Origin of the sequence: Photobacterium halotolerans DSM 18316, from assembly GCF_000425165.1 — a bacterium.
Taxonomy (GTDB): domain Bacteria; phylum Pseudomonadota; class Gammaproteobacteria; order Enterobacterales; family Vibrionaceae; genus Photobacterium; species Photobacterium halotolerans.
In genome coordinates this window covers 204,007-218,614 of the sequence record NZ_AULG01000013.1, presented here as the reverse complement: position 1 = coordinate 218,614, position 14,608 = coordinate 204,007, and the positions used below count along the sequence as shown (strand labels likewise).

At 53.1% G+C, this 14,608-nt stretch carries 12 protein-coding genes; 3 read left to right on the top strand and 9 right to left on the bottom strand.

Translation table 11 applies throughout. The annotated features are described in order from the left end of the window. The first annotated feature begins 2 nt into the window (after positions 1-2). Positions 3-941 (top strand): transaldolase, encoded by a 939-nt coding sequence (gene tal, locus H511_RS0102240; RefSeq protein ID WP_027250846.1) that lies wholly within the window; start codon positions 3-5, stop codon positions 939-941. Positions 942-1,020: 79 nt separating this feature from the next. Beyond that, positions 1,021-3,012, top strand: a complete 1,992-nt coding sequence (gene tkt / locus H511_RS0102235; RefSeq protein WP_027250845.1) for a transketolase — start codon at positions 1,021-1,023, stop codon at positions 3,010-3,012. A 134-nt stretch (positions 3,013-3,146) separates the two neighbouring features. On the opposite strand, the gene H511_RS0102230 is transcribed toward tkt, so the two are convergent. Continuing rightward, entirely contained in the window at positions 3,147-3,368 is a 222-nt protein-coding gene (locus H511_RS0102230) for a DUF1127 domain-containing protein (protein ID WP_036758416.1), read from the bottom strand. Positions 3,369-3,464: 96 nt separating this feature from the next. On the opposite strand from H511_RS0102230, the gene H511_RS0102225 reads away from it, so the two are divergent. Continuing rightward, a complete protein-coding gene (locus tag H511_RS0102225; protein WP_027250843.1) occupies positions 3,465-4,403 on the top strand; it encodes a LysR substrate-binding domain-containing protein in 939 nt (312 codons plus the stop codon). Positions 4,404-4,498: 95 nt separating this feature from the next. On the opposite strand, the gene H511_RS0102220 is transcribed toward H511_RS0102225, so the two are convergent. The 8 genes from H511_RS0102220 to H511_RS22255 form a co-directional block, all read right to left on the bottom strand. Then, positions 4,499-5,074: a flavoprotein gene (locus H511_RS0102220; RefSeq protein WP_027250842.1), complete on the bottom strand. Its 576-nt coding sequence runs from the start codon at positions 5,072-5,074 to the stop codon at positions 4,499-4,501. A 78-nt stretch (positions 5,075-5,152) separates the two neighbouring features. Next, positions 5,153-5,977, bottom strand: coding sequence for a metallophosphoesterase family protein (locus H511_RS22265; protein WP_051287707.1), 825 nt, complete (start codon positions 5,975-5,977; stop codon positions 5,153-5,155). Positions 5,978-5,987: 10 nt separating this feature from the next. Further along, on the bottom strand, positions 5,988-6,530 hold the full coding sequence (locus H511_RS0102210; RefSeq protein WP_211225167.1) for a group II truncated hemoglobin: 543 nt from the start codon (positions 6,528-6,530) through the stop codon (positions 5,988-5,990). 2 nt (positions 6,531-6,532) lie between these two features. Then, positions 6,533-7,414, bottom strand: coding sequence for a GNAT family N-acetyltransferase (locus H511_RS0102205; protein ID WP_036758414.1), 882 nt, complete (start codon positions 7,412-7,414; stop codon positions 6,533-6,535). A gap of 10 nt (positions 7,415-7,424) precedes the next feature. Continuing rightward, the gene (locus H511_RS0102200) at positions 7,425-8,561 is read right to left on the bottom strand and encodes an acyl-CoA dehydrogenase family protein (RefSeq protein ID WP_027250839.1); all 1,137 of its coding nucleotides are present in this window, start codon (positions 8,559-8,561) and stop codon (positions 7,425-7,427) included. Further along, positions 8,558-9,334, bottom strand: a complete 777-nt coding sequence (locus H511_RS22260; protein ID WP_051287705.1) for a thioesterase II family protein — start codon at positions 9,332-9,334, stop codon at positions 8,558-8,560. The genes H511_RS0102200 and H511_RS22260 overlap by 4 nt, the downstream gene beginning before the upstream one ends. Continuing rightward, complete coding sequence (locus H511_RS0102190; RefSeq protein WP_027250838.1) at positions 9,321-10,967, bottom strand: GMC family oxidoreductase; 1,647 nt, start codon at positions 10,965-10,967, stop codon at positions 9,321-9,323. The genes H511_RS22260 and H511_RS0102190 overlap by 14 nt, the downstream gene beginning before the upstream one ends. Next, on the bottom strand, positions 10,964-14,380 hold the full coding sequence (locus H511_RS22255) for a non-ribosomal peptide synthetase (RefSeq protein ID WP_211225166.1): 3,417 nt from the start codon (positions 14,378-14,380) through the stop codon (positions 10,964-10,966). Before H511_RS22255 ends, H511_RS0102190 begins: the two co-directional genes overlap by 4 nt. Between the last annotated feature and the right edge of the window lie 228 nt (positions 14,381-14,608).

The window sequence follows — 14,608 nt, the reverse complement described above, 5'->3', positions numbered from 1 at the left end:
AACTGGAACAGCTGCGCGCACTTACTACTGTTGTTGCCGATACCGGCGACATCGAAGCGATTAAGAAATACCAACCGCAAGACGCCACCACCAACCCTTCCCTGATCCTGAAAGCCGCAGAAATTGAACAGTACGCACCGCTCATCGACGATGCGATTGCTTATGCCAAAGCGCAGAGCAGCGATAAAGCCCAGCAAATCGAAGACGCCGGTGACAAACTGGCGGTCAACATCGGTAAAGAAATCCTCAATGTGGTGCCGGGCCGTATCTCCACTGAAGTGGATGCCCGCCTGTCTTATGACACCGACGCCAGCGTGGCCAAAGCCCGCAAGCTGATCAAAATGTATAACGATGCCGGCATCAGCAACGACCGCATCCTGATCAAACTGGCTTCGACCTGGGAAGGGATCCGCGCGGCCGAAATCCTGGAAAAAGAAGGCATCAACTGTAACCTGACTCTGCTGTTCTCTTTTGCCCAGGCCCGTGCCTGTGCTGAAGCCGGTGTGTACCTGATCTCGCCGTTCGTCGGCCGCATCATGGACTGGTACAAAGCCAAAGAAGGCCGTGACTTCGACGCTGCTGAAGATCCGGGCGTGCTGTCGGTAACGGCTATCTATAACTACTACAAAGCCCTGGGCTACAACACTGTGGTGATGGGCGCGAGCTTCCGTAACACCGGTGAGATCCTGGAGCTGGCCGGCTGTGACCGCCTGACCATCAGCCCGCAGCTGCTGCAGGAGCTGTCTGAAGCCCAGGGTGACGTGGTGCAGAAACTCTCTGCTGACGTGGCGTCTGAAGAGCGTCCGGCACCTATGACCCACGCGGAGTTCCTGTGGGATCACAACCAGGACCCAATGGCCATCGAGAAGCTGGCGGAAGGGATCCGTAACTTCGCGATCGACCAGGGTAAACTGGAAACCATGATCGAAGCGCGTCTGTAATCCCGTTTCTATTTGAGAGCAGCACAACGCTGCTCTCACTCGTTTATGACCAACCTGTATTGAGTAAGAAGAACTAATTATGGATCGTAAAGTATTAGCGAATGCTATCCGTGCCCTGAGCATGGACGGTGTACAACAGGCCAACTCCGGCCACCCGGGTGCCCCGATGGGGATGGCGGACATCGCGGAAGTGCTGTGGCGCGACCACCTCAATCACAACCCGCAAAACCCGAACTGGGCTGACCGCGACCGCTTCGTGCTGTCCAACGGTCACGGCTCTATGCTGATTTACTCCCTGCTGCACCTGAGCGGCTACGAGCTGTCGATTGACGATCTGAAACACTTCCGTCAGCTGCACTCCAAAACCCCGGGTCACCCTGAGTACGGCTACGCGCCGGGCATCGAAACCACCACCGGCCCTCTGGGTCAGGGCATCTCCAATGCGGTGGGTATGGCGATTGCTGAAAAATCGCTGGCTGCACAGTTTAACCGTGACGGCCACGATGTGGTTGACCACTATACTTATGCGTTCCTGGGCGATGGCTGCCTGATGGAAGGGATTTCTCACGAAGCCTGCTCGCTGGCCGGTACCCTGGGTCTGGGCAAGCTGATCGCCTTCTGGGATGATAACGGCATCTCCATCGACGGTCACGTGGAAGGCTGGTTCTCCGACGATACACCAAAGCGTTTTGAAGCCTACGGCTGGCACGTGATCCCGGCGGTTGACGGCCACGACTCCGCAGCCATCAACGCGGCGATCGAAGCGGCAAAAGCCGATCCTCGCCCAACCCTGATCTGCACCAAAACCATCATTGGTTTCGGTTCGCCGAACAAAGCCGGCTCTCACGACTGTCACGGTGCCCCGCTGGGTCACGACGAAATCGCCGCCGCCCGTGAATTCCTGGGCTGGCAGCACGGTCCGTTTGAAATTCCTGCCGACGTTTACGCGCAGTGGGATGCCAAAGAAGCGGGCGCCGCCAAAGAAGCCACCTGGAATGAAAAACTGGCCGCGTATGAAGCCGCGCACCCAGAGCTGGCCGCGGAATTCAAGCGTCGCGTCAACGGTGAACTGCCGGCACAGTGGGAAGCCGCTACCAGCCAGATCATTGCCGATCTGCAGGCCAACCCGGCCAACATCGCTTCCCGCAAAGCTTCTCAGAACGCACTGGAAGCCTTCGGCAAAATCCTGCCTGAGTTCATGGGCGGCTCGGCCGACCTGGCACCGTCAAACCTGACCATGTGGTCCGGCTCCAAGTCGCTGACCGCAGATGACGCATCCGGTAACTACATCCATTACGGTGTGCGTGAATTCGGCATGACGGCCATCATCAACGGTATCGCCCTGCACGGCGGTTTTGTGCCTTACGGCGCCACTTTCCTGATGTTCATGGAATATGCCCGTAACGCCATGCGCATGGCCGCGCTGATGGGTGTGCAGAACATTCAGGTCTATACCCACGATTCTATCGGTCTGGGTGAAGACGGCCCGACGCACCAGCCGGTGGAGCAAATCGCTTCGCTGCGCCTGACCCCGAACATGAGCACCTGGCGTCCGTGTGACCAGGTTGAATCGGCGGTGGCCTGGAAACTGGCCATTGAGCGTAAAGACGCGCCGTCTGCGCTGATCTTCTCGCGCCAGAACCTGGCCCAGCAGGAACGTAACGACGCGCAGGTTGCAGATATCGCCAAGGGGGGTTACATCCTGAAAGACTGCGCCGGCAAGCCTGAGCTGATTTTGATTGCTACCGGCTCTGAAGTTGAGCTGGCAGTGAACGCCGCGGCCGAGCTGAGCGCCGAAGGTAAGCAGGTGCGTGTGGTGTCTATGCCGTCCACCGATGCGTTCGACAAGCAAGACGCCGCTTACCGTGAGTCTGTGCTGCCATCGGATGTGACTGCCCGTATCGCTATCGAAGCCGGTATTGCTGACTTCTGGTACAAGTACGTGGGCTTTGACGGCCGCATCATCGGCATGACCAGCTTCGGTGAGTCAGCCCCGGCCGGCGAGCTGTTCAAGCTGTTCGGCTTCACCACTGAGAACGTGGTCAGTACAGCGAAAGAGCTGCTGGCGTAAGTGAACCGGAAGAGTTAACTCAACACGCCCCCAAAGCCAGTCGAAAGACTGGCTTTTTGTTTATAAGCAGCTCAGTATCGAGCCCAGTTTGGGGCTACCCGCCACAGCGCCTGAAAGCCTGTCACCGTATCTGTTCATCGCTTCTCTTTTCCACCAGTCAAAGATTTTCGCAGTTCTGCGTCGATAATGTTCTGATCCAGCCCGATATCATCCAGTAAGTAGTCAGGTAATTCACTTAAGTGGCGTAAGTCACGCTCCCGCTGACGCCAGCGTCGATAATAAGAAAAGCCAGACTTAATCCAACTCACCATTTCTTTGCTCCCGGCAAACGCAAGCTTATCTGTTGTTATCCCCATAGCAACCACCTATCATCATCGAAATACAGATTTATCTTCGACCAGAGTCAGCAGTTGCTCAAACGATAGATCCTGACACTCAGTTAAGGAAAACTAATGTCATTACCAAATAAACTCCGACAACGCATGCCGCCACTGCAGGGCTTATACTATTTTTACCAGGCGGCACATTACGGCAGTTTTAAAGCTGCTGCCGAGCACCTGCATGTCACTGCAGCTGCCATCAGCCAGCAGATCCGGTTATTGGAGGACTGGCTGGGTACCGCCTTATTTTACCGCCAGCACCGGCGAGTGGTGCTGACCCCGGAAGGTCAGACGCTGTTTGAGCACAGTCATGAAGGCTTCAAACACATTCAGAATGGCGTTTGGCTGATCAACAATGACCCGGAACCCCAGCGTTTATCCCTGTCGACACTGCCCTCATTTTCTGTCCATTGGCTGGTGCCCCGCATGACAGCATTTCGTGCTGAGCATCCTGACATTTCTGTGTTGGTTGAGTCGAAAAATGAACTGGTGGATTTTGAGCAATCTTCGTTAGATCTCTGTATCCGTTACGGTGAAGGTCGCTATCCGAATTTAACCAGTCAGTGGCTGATGGATGACTTGCTCTACCCCGTTTGCCATCCGATTTATCAGAAAGAACATCAGATTTTTGCGGTTGAAGACTTACAAGGTGCTCATCTGATTGGTGATCTTTTACCGGATATGGACTGGGAGCGCTGGATGTCGATTGTCGGCGTGACAGGCGGTTCCACCTCATTGGTGTACGATGGCGCCAGCTATGTGCTTGAAGGGGCCTTGTCTGTACAGGGCGTTGCGCTGGCCCGGCACAGCCTGGCTCACCGATTTGTCGAAGATGGCACCCTGGTGCGTATCGGTAACATTGCGGTACGACCCAATTACAGTTATTTCCTGTGTGCGCCGGAAGGTTATTTTAAACGTGAAAAGGTCAGGTTATTCAGCGACTGGATTCGCCGGCAGGCAGCAGCGTTTCAGCACACCCGGCCTGCCGATCTGGTAATCAAAGAAGCATGAAGGCAGCAAACAGGGGACGCAACAAATACTGTTCGTGATCTCTACCCCCCGTCCCTGCCTCTGCCTCTGCCTCTGCCTGAACAGTTTACTACCTGCTATTTTTTCAGCGCCGCCTGTAACAGGCTAATCACCGCTGCCGGTGCAGGTAACGAGGGATGACCAACCATCCGATTGAGCGACGCATCAAAATTCTCGTGCCAAACCGGTTCCACCACGTCATAACCGTCTTCACGCAATTGCTGGACATTGCGTTGCACCGCGGGCTTCTTCCACATCACGGCGCCCATCACGGGCAAAAAGCACACGGGAAAATCCGCTGCCAGGATCACGGTCGTCAACCGATTGGTCGCACCGCCCTGGGCTGCAGTAGCAAGTGTATTTGCCGTGGCTGGCATCACAAACAGCACATCATGATCGGCGACGATCCGGGAAGGTTTATCTGTCGGCCAGTCCCGGGGCTGTTCACCCGCGATCACCCGGTCACAATACAGTGCCATGCTGGATGCCGGTATGAATGTTTCTGCCGTCGGTGTCATCAGAACGGTCAGTTCACAGTCAATCTCTCCTTTAATCGCCTGTAAGTATTTTGGCAGCAGCATAATATCCACAGAACCTGATGCACCGATCAGTATCCTGGGCTTTGCTGTGGGTTGATTCTGAAGCTTATCCATATTTGATTTCCTTATTTATTACCGAATCTGTCCCTGACACCGATCAACATCTCTGCCGACGCTGTCGAAGCCGGTGCGTCACATCAAGAGCGTGTCGAGTACCCTTAACATGCCGGACGTATCACGGCCTTGTCTGTCTTTCGGGTAACCCAAAGACACTTCAACATGCGGTATTCCTTCCAGTACCGTGGAGCCATGCATGTGAAGATGCCCGTACACGACAAGGCAGACCGGAAAACGGCTCAGCCAGGACGCAACCTGACGTGTGCCGCACCAGATTGAAAACTCCTGCGGTTGCACGGACTGAGTCAGGACCTGCAGCATTGGAAAATGATTGATAAATATCATGGGAAGCTGCTCTGAGACGGCATTCAGCCGGGCTTCTGTGTACTGAACACGCTCATTACACCAGCTTCGGATATCCGGATAGGGATACGTTTTGAGAAAAAACTCGTCTGAGCAAACCGCACCTGCCCGTCTTGCCCTCTCTAACCCTTGCTGCGGCGTGAAATCAGAAGGGTGACGAAACGAGTAGTCATACAAGGTGAAAATAGGGGCAAGCAAAAATGATTGCCCGTTCTCAGCGGTATAAACCGGATAGTCATCCTCCGGGGTCAGGACGCCATATTGGTGGCAAATCTCGATAAGCTGCCGATATCGCATTTCACCAGGCAACGCCATCGGCTCTTTGGGTGTACACCAAAGCTCGTGATTACCGGGCACCCAGATGACCCGGTAAAACTGCGCGGCAACCAACCGGATGACCCACTCAAAATCGGTAAGATCATCAGCCACATCACCGCCCAGAATCAGCCAATCGCCGCGATGTCCAGCGCACAGTGCTTCTACAACCCGCCTGTTTTCCGGGTGAGAGACATGCAAATCACTGACAGCCACCAACATAGCTTTGCTCCTAAAGTGTGCCCGGAGGCGCTTCTCCCCATCCCCATCTGGGCACGGTATCTCGCTTGGAAGGCTTAGCACCCGGTTGTGAATTGGCCATGGCCCTGCGGGATCCCCACTCTATGTATGCCGTAAACGCTGAGCGGAACTCCGGATCACTTGGCAGTTCAATTTCATCCGCACTTTGCATCATCAAAGATACCCAACGATCACGCTGTTCCGCCTGAATCGAGCGCCCCCTGTGCTTGCGGATCATATTTTTGAACCCTCCTCTGTCATTGGTATACAGGGGCTCACCGCCAAAGACTTCTTCAAACCACATAGCCACATGGACATGGTGATCTGGCGGCATATGCTGAAAAAGGGGCTGCAGTAAGGCATCTTTTTCAACTTTGGCGTAAAACACTTGCAGCAAGTGACGGATCGCGTCGCGTCCCCCCATCCACTCCAGCAATGTGGGTGTTGATGGATTCATCACTTGTTTTTTTTCAGCTGTCTCAAGGTTCTCAGCCATGGTTTCTGTCATAGTTTCTGTCATAGTGTTTTCACTCATGATTAACCTAACTCCAGTGACGCAATGCACCAAACCTTGTGCTCTTGCTCTTTCGGCGGTTCGCCGCGATACATACGAAGTGTATGGAAGATGGATTCAAATCCATGCTGTTCAGCCAGATCAAACAATCTGGTATCTGACTTTTCCGGCACATCCAGCGTGATCAGGACACCTCGCGGAGCCACCGATAAAGCGGCCAGCAACAGGGACCCGACATCATCGGGATGGTCAGCAAACAATGGTCCGATACGGTATCCTTCCTGCGAGCGACGAATCCCTACCACGCCGCTGATACCCTGCCCATTGCGGCAAACAAAGCCGTACCTGTCATCCCCTGAAAACCACCGGTTCAATAAAGCGCTTCGGTTCACACCAGTACAACTGGCGTCATAATGAATCACCTCGTCTAACAGTGATTCGTCTATGGCCTCTATACCCGCAGGACAAGCGTAATCCTGCTGCAATTGTCCGACTAAACGCTGATTATTCCTGTGTGCGACAAAGCCCCATTTCGCATAGTTGTCCACTTGGCTCGGCATGCCATCCAGACCTATCGTACGTTCGCCACAATGATCAATCACACTCTGAAACAAACGCAGTCCGTGGCCCTGACCGCGAAACGAAGGAGGAACCAGATAATGTCCGAAGTAACTGAACTCAGACGAATAGTTCACCATGGACAAGGCTGCAACAGGCTGAGAGCCGATATAGCCGATGAAGAAACCCTCATTATCTACTTCGAAAAAGGCGTCAGCGTCACCGATACCTAAATCCCAGCCTTCATCTCTTGCCCATGCCTGAACCGTTACCCATTGCGACTTGTCTGCCGTTTCAATACGCCAGATGTTGTTTGATGTTTGCGTTTCGTTTTTTACGGTATCCATCATTTCCTCTCTAAAGCCCCATGGATTTACTGACGACTTCCAGCATGATCTCGCTGGTGCCGCCATAAATTTTCTGAACCCGGCTGTTGACCCACAATTTGCCAATCGACGAATCGCTCATATAAGCACTGCCGCCATGCAGCTGCAGGCATTCGTCCGCCACTTTGTTCTGCACTTCTGTTGCCCACCATTTCAGTCGGGCCGCATCTTCCAGGCTTAACGATCCGGTATTAAAACGATCTATGGCGTCATTGAGATAACTGCGGGTGACTTTGATTTGGGTATCCAGCTGCGCCAGTAGAAAGCGGTTGTACTGAAACGCTCCGATCGGCTGACCAAACGCCTTGCGCTGTTTCACGTAAGCCAGCGTTTCTGCCATCATGATTTCCGCGCTCGCCACCGCCACGGTACTGATACTTAAGCGTTCGCGTGTCATGCCTGTCATAAAGTAATAACTGCCAAGATTTTCACGCCCAAGCAGGTTACTTTTGGGTACGACACAATGATCAAACGCTAAATTTGCCGTATCACTGGCATGCCATCCCAGCTTTTTCAGTGCTTCACCCTGAGAAAAACCAGCCATGCCTTTTTCCACCACTATCAGGCTGATTCCCTGTCCCCGCGGCCCGGCGTCAGTCTTCACGGCGACGATAAACAGATCAGCATTCACGCCATTGGTGATAAATGCTTTACGGCCATTGAGCACATAGTTATCGCCGTCTGCTGTCGCTTCCGTACTCATCCCGGCTGAATCTGAACCTCCGCCTGGCTCTGTTATGGCAATGGCGGCTATCCGCCGGCCACTGCACAGGTCCGGTAACCAGCGCTGTTTCTGCTCTTCAGAAGCAAACTGATTGATATAACTGGCAATCACATCGTTATGGGAAATCACAATCGGCGCAGTCATTCCAATCGCCAGCATTTCTTCAGTAAGTGCCAGCGCATAGCGATAATCCGTTTTATCTTGTCCGCCCAGAGCCTGACTGACCCCCATGCCCAGCAGGCCATGGGCTCCCATGGTTTGCCAGAAGTCACGATCAACCAGGCCTTGTGTCTCCCATTTTTCAAGATGGGGTTTCGCGTAATGGTCAAAACACTCCCGGCAAGACAACCGGAATTCCTTTATCTCATCTGTGGTCGTACTCACTGAAACACACTCCAACTGTCCATTCTGTTTTCCACCGCAAGCCTTAACGAGGCTTCGGTATCGATTGCCTGCTGAATCACAGACCAGTGCCGGTAAACCGCAAAGTGGTCACCATCTACCCGGATCATGCTTGTTCGATCCGAAGTATGTTGCTGCCACTTCTGTAGTTGCTCCTCAGTGACGTGCGGATCGTCTGATGCCGCCACCAGCAACAGGGGCTGCGCGACTCGCAGATCCCTGAGCGAAGGAAACTGACTGCGCACCAGAAAATCACTGCGTAACTGAGCTACATAACGCCGGGCCAGCGCCGGTTCATTCAGCACCGTATTCGGTGTTCCCTGATCCTCACGCATTTTTTGCAGCAGCGATTCATCCGACCATAAGTGCAAATCATCGATACCTTGCTCACCAGGCGGAACGGATCCCGACACCATGCTGTAAACAGGTTTGAGCCCGTACTTTTTATGCATCACGTCTGTGACTGCGATACTGAGCACACCGCCAAAGCTGTGACCAAATGTCGCCCAGCACTGAATCCCCTGCTGCTGCTTTTGCTGAAAATCGCTAAACAGGGTATCTGCCAGTTTTTCAGCCAGCGTATGCAGGCATGTCACTTCGGGTTCACGCCCCAGCACTCCCCGTCCGGGTATTTCAACCGGATGTAATAATGCCGTGCCGCTGTTCTGATGAAGCTGGCAGAAAGGGCGATATATACCGGCACTTGCGCCTGCATGGGGAAAGGCATACACAACCAGGTTTTTATTCGCAGACATCCAGACCTCCTGTTCTCAATACATGCGCAATTCGCTCTGCCACCATGATGGTGGTCAAGTTGGTCGGCATGGAGGGAATCACAGGAAACAATGAGGCATCGGCAACGGTCAGGCCGCTGACCCCGTACACCCTGCCATTCTGATCTGCCGCGCAATCCGGGTTATGCTCAGGTCCCATCCGAACCGTTCCGGATGCGTGCCAGCCCGGATTCAGCATGTTCTTCACCGCACTGTGCATCACCCGGTCGCTGTTAATCATGGCCTCAGACCAGAATTGGACCCCATCCAGAAAACGGGCAACATCCGGGTCATGCAGTGCGCGCCACATTTGACGTACGGCACCTACCATGCGGTGAACATCCTCATCGTTCTCACGTAGCGGGAGCTGGATAGATGGCAGTACTTCTGCCTCGCGACTGGTAATAAAAACCTGTCCCCGCGCAGCGGGCTGCATCAGCATGGCAGAAGCACCAACGAGCATGGGATAGTCAAGCCGGTGCCTGAATTTAGGTACGGTGTGACTTTCGACATTGTTGAGCAGACCAATCTGGACATCGGCTTCTTCACCCGTACTGCTACAGATGCGCGCGGCAATCTGACGCCACGGCAAGCCGCGACGGCAGACACCGGCTTTGGGAAGCGCCCAAATCACCAGAGAGGCATGATCCTGCAGATTGCGGCCCACTGCTGGCCGCTCAACCCGCACTGGAATATTCAGGGCATGTAAATGCGCCGGATCGCCAATTCCGGAGCGCTGTAACAAAGCAGGGGTACCAATCGCCCCGGCAGCCAACACCACTTCACTGGCTTCGAAAGTGTGAAAGCGGCCCTGATAAATCGCTTCAATGCCTGATACCGCCGTACCGCTGAACCTGATGGCAGAGACAAGAACGTCTGTCAGTACCGTTAAGTTCGGCCTGTCCTGAACCGGTGCCAGATAAGCCTGGTAGGCGTCCAAACGCTCGGCGTGTTGTTTAACATTGGAAGGTACAGGACCGACACCGGGTGCTTCGCCGGCATTCAGATCTTCAATATAAGGAATGCCTTGCTTCTGGCAGGCGGCGGAGAAAGCCATATCTAGCGGATGCAGGCTATCCGCACCGGGACGACGCAGTACCATCGGCCCCTTATCACCGTGCAAATCATCGTCAGGAAAATCCGTATCGGTTTCCAGACGGCGATACCAGGGCAGTACATGTTGCCACGACCAATCCGGACACCCCATCTCTGCCCAACGCGCAAAGTCACGGGGGAAAGTCCGCAGTGCAACAGCGCCATTCACGGCTGATGATCCGCCCAGCACTTTCCCTACTCGGTAGTCGAAAAGAGGTGGAAATGTCTCCTTCTGTTGATCAGCAGACAGATGGCGAACCAGGTCACTGGCCGGGCTCAGGCTGCCTTTTAATTGCGCTTGATACGACCAGTTGTAACCTTCCAGCACCAAACGCGATGCATCAGCAAGCGGACTGTCAGCAAGGTGGGCATCTGACTCTGGCCCGGCTTCGAGCAACAACACCCGTTTGTGACTGTCTTCCGTCAGGCGGGCTGCGAGCACACAGCCCGCAGACCCTCCACCGACAATGATGAAATCAAACCGGCTCTGAGCCAGTGGTTCTTCGGCTAGAGCACTCATCCCAGGCTGACTCCATCCAGTTGTTTCATTGATTCAATGATCTGAGCAAACTGACGGATGCTGGTGTTCATGAAGAGACCTTCGATCAGATCCTGTTCCTGTACCGCCGTGACCTTGAACTCTTCACGCAGTGTGCTTAACAGCGCGACAGCAATCAGCGAGTCGCCGCCAACATCAAAGAACCCGGCATTCACATCCAGATCATCATGCTGTAACAGCTCGCGCCAGAGACTAAGCAACCGGCTTTCCGTGACAGAAACGGGTTTGGTATCAGCTGTCTGTGCATGCTCTTCCGGCCAGGGTGCCGGCAATGCTTTTCGATCTATCTTGCCGTTTGCGGTGAGTGGCATGTAAGGCAAAATGACGAAGTAAGTGGGCACCATATAGGGTGGCAAGGTGCTTTGTACCTGTTCCCGGCAGCCTTGTTTTATGGCTTCATGATCATAAGAATCAGCGCTCTCATGCAGCACCAGGTAGGCAACCAGCTGCCGTTGTCCCGATTTAGGGTGAACCGGCGCATCGATCACAACATGGTTAACGGCTTGCAAGCTCAGCAGAGCAAATTCCACTTCACCCAGCTCAACCCGGTAACCATTGATCTTGACCTGGTTATCCTCCCTGCCCAGAATTTCTATCAAGCCATCCTGGATATAGCGTCCCAAATCCCCTGTTTTATACAAACGTTCACCGGTTTTCGGATGGGTGAAAAATCGCTGCGCCGTTTTCTCCGGATCTGCCCAGTAACCTTGAGCAACCCCTTCACCCGCGATATACAGCTCACCGATCCCCCATTTGGGACAGTCTTCCAGCCACTCGTTGAGCACATGAAATCGCTGGTTGGCCAGTGGCTTGCCATAAGGAATGCTGACCCAGTCTTTCTCAACACGATCAATGGGATAGCAAATAGACCAGATGGAGCCTTCCGTTGCGCCGCCAAGACTGATCACCTGAGCGTCCGGCAGTGCGTTGCGGATCGCATCCGGCAAATCCACCGGAATCCAGTCGCCGCTCATTAAAATCAGTCGCAATTTGCTGCTGGCCAGCCGATCACTAGCCCGATCCACCATGACTTTGACCGGGGCAGGAACGCTGTTCCAGATAGTGATACCGTGATGAATCAGAGTCTCACACCAGATTTTGGGATCGTTCTGGGCGTCTGCAGCCTGAAACACCAAACGGCCACCGGCACCCAACACCCCGAAATAGTCATACACAGATAAATCAAACCCTGCCGGTGCAATAGAAAGGACGGCATCATCAGCGGTAACCTGGAAGCGGCGATTAATGTCCTCAAGGGTATTGACGGCATTGCTGTGACTGATCATGACACCTTTCGGTTCACCTGTTGAGCCGGAAGTGAAAATCACATAGGCCAGATCATCAGCGCACTGAATGGATGGCACAGCTGACAAAGGAGCTTCATCCGGCAAAGTATCCAAATCCACCCTTAAAAAAGGCTGATATTCTTCAGGGCTGATGAAAACCTCTGTGCTGGTCACAACCGCTTTGGCCTGACAGCGGTGCAGCAATTGCAGTCGTCTTTGCTGCGGTAAAGCAGGATCTATCGAGACATAGGCGCCACCAGACTGCAAGATCCCCAAAATACCAACGATCAGTTCAGGCCCTTGCGGCAAAGACACCGCTATAATATCTCCGGCTTCAATAAGCGCAGATTCTCGTAATTTCACTGCCAGTTGCGTTGATTTCGCGGCCAGTTCGCCATAAGTGAGGCGTTTTTCCCCTTGCTCTATGGCAACCGCATCCGGACAATTTTTCGCCGCATCCAGCAACCCGTCCTGCAACAACCTGGGGCTTACATCAACAAAAGTGTCATTCGCCGCCTGGCGTTCTGCCCTGTCTGACTCAGGTATGCTGACCACAGCACCGGTTTTCTGCCAGATGGTTTGCTCTGAGAGCGCTTCATCTGAAATCACCTGATTCAGCAAGTCCAGATAAGCGTCCATCATGTCTTCCGCCAGGTTTAGCGGGAACAAGCCATCCACATAATTAAAATGGATTCCCAGACCTTGCTGTTCGAGAGTGATCTGGTTTTCCAGCCAGATCTGCGGTGTTTGATTACTGGCATACACCTGCTTGCTGTCTGGTCCCCGCCAGTCGGGCACCCACTCCGCTAACTCAGGGGTCAATGTATTACTGAACACCACTGGCATTGAGATCGCGCGGTTTTCCTGTTTACGGCTGGTCAGCTCACGCAACACTTGAATGCCATTAAATGAGGCATGCAACTTTCCCTGATACAGCAAGGTTTGCACTTCTAGCATCCGCTCTGAAAAAGTACTTTCCGCGACACAAGAGACGGGTAACAGCTGGGGCTGGAGAAAATTCCCTACCGTTTGGTCAATCGCATCGTCATATGGCCTGCGCCCCATCAGGGTCAGGGTCAGGGTGAAATCCTGCCGTTTTGACCACTGACGAATGACCTCTGTGTAGCACCCCAGCAACAAGGCTTCCGCTGTCAGACCATGCTTATCAGCAGCTTGTTTTAAGGACGCCAAGGTCTGCATAGGTAACAATCTGGAAAGGCGCTGAATATTGGGGTGTTCAATTTGTTGCGGGGAAATATTGAGTGGCAGTTCAGGAGCAGGGGGAAGATGATTAATGCGTTCAAGCCAGTATTGCTGGTCGTTCTGGCCCTGCGCCTCCCCCTGAAGTATGCGCTCTGCGGCGACATAATTCAGGAAATCCGGTAACTTTACCGGTGTGGCATCTCCCTTCTGCTGATATTCACTCCAGATATCTTTCAGCACTAGCCTTACACTGATCACATCAAGAAACATGAGATCAAAATGGCAATGCAAGCGCCATGTCTTTTCCGTTAACCGGGTGATTCGCATTTCAAATGACGGCGCCTCGTCCAGCGTAAGCCGTTGCTTTTCCATGCTTTGGCGCAGTGTGGTGAGATACTTGTCCTGCTCTGAAGCTTCCCAGGCACTAATATCTTTTGATTTAATGCAATACAGGCTGCAAGCCGGCACAATTTTTTGTTTGCCGCCAGAAACAGCAACAGCCCTCAGCATGGCATGCCTGCCGATGATCTGATTCACGGCATACTTGAAACGATCCTCATCCAGAGTGTCGACATCCAGCTCCAGATAGTAACTGCTGGATAATCCTCCGAGCTCCAGACCTGTGTTCCGTCCAATCAGATACGCATACTGGATGTCCGTTAATGGCTGTTCCTGTGATTCAGAAACAGCGGTCATTTGCTCGGCCAGTGGCTGATGCAAAGGCAGATGCCCACGGTACAGGACGTCAAGATATGCATCTTCCCGGCCTGCTTCGTGTGACGCTTGACCGTCATGCCTGAATAACAGACGGCCATGCTTTTTAACTATCCGTTTATTAACGACCTGTTTTTTAATGGTTAATTTGCCAACTTGTTCACCGTTCATAATGGGTCATGTGTCCTTAGTTTGTCTTTCAATCATTTGCATTTAATAAAATTGTTATTATCTAAAACGCAAAAACCTATCTACTCGTTACTATGCAACAAGTAGATAGGTTACAAACTAGAAGGCAATATATTATTCGGTCAAGTGATCAATTGATTGTTTTGTATGTGTCTGTGACATATATGATCAAAAACAATATTTACAGTAACTAAAGGTGTCGCTCTATAA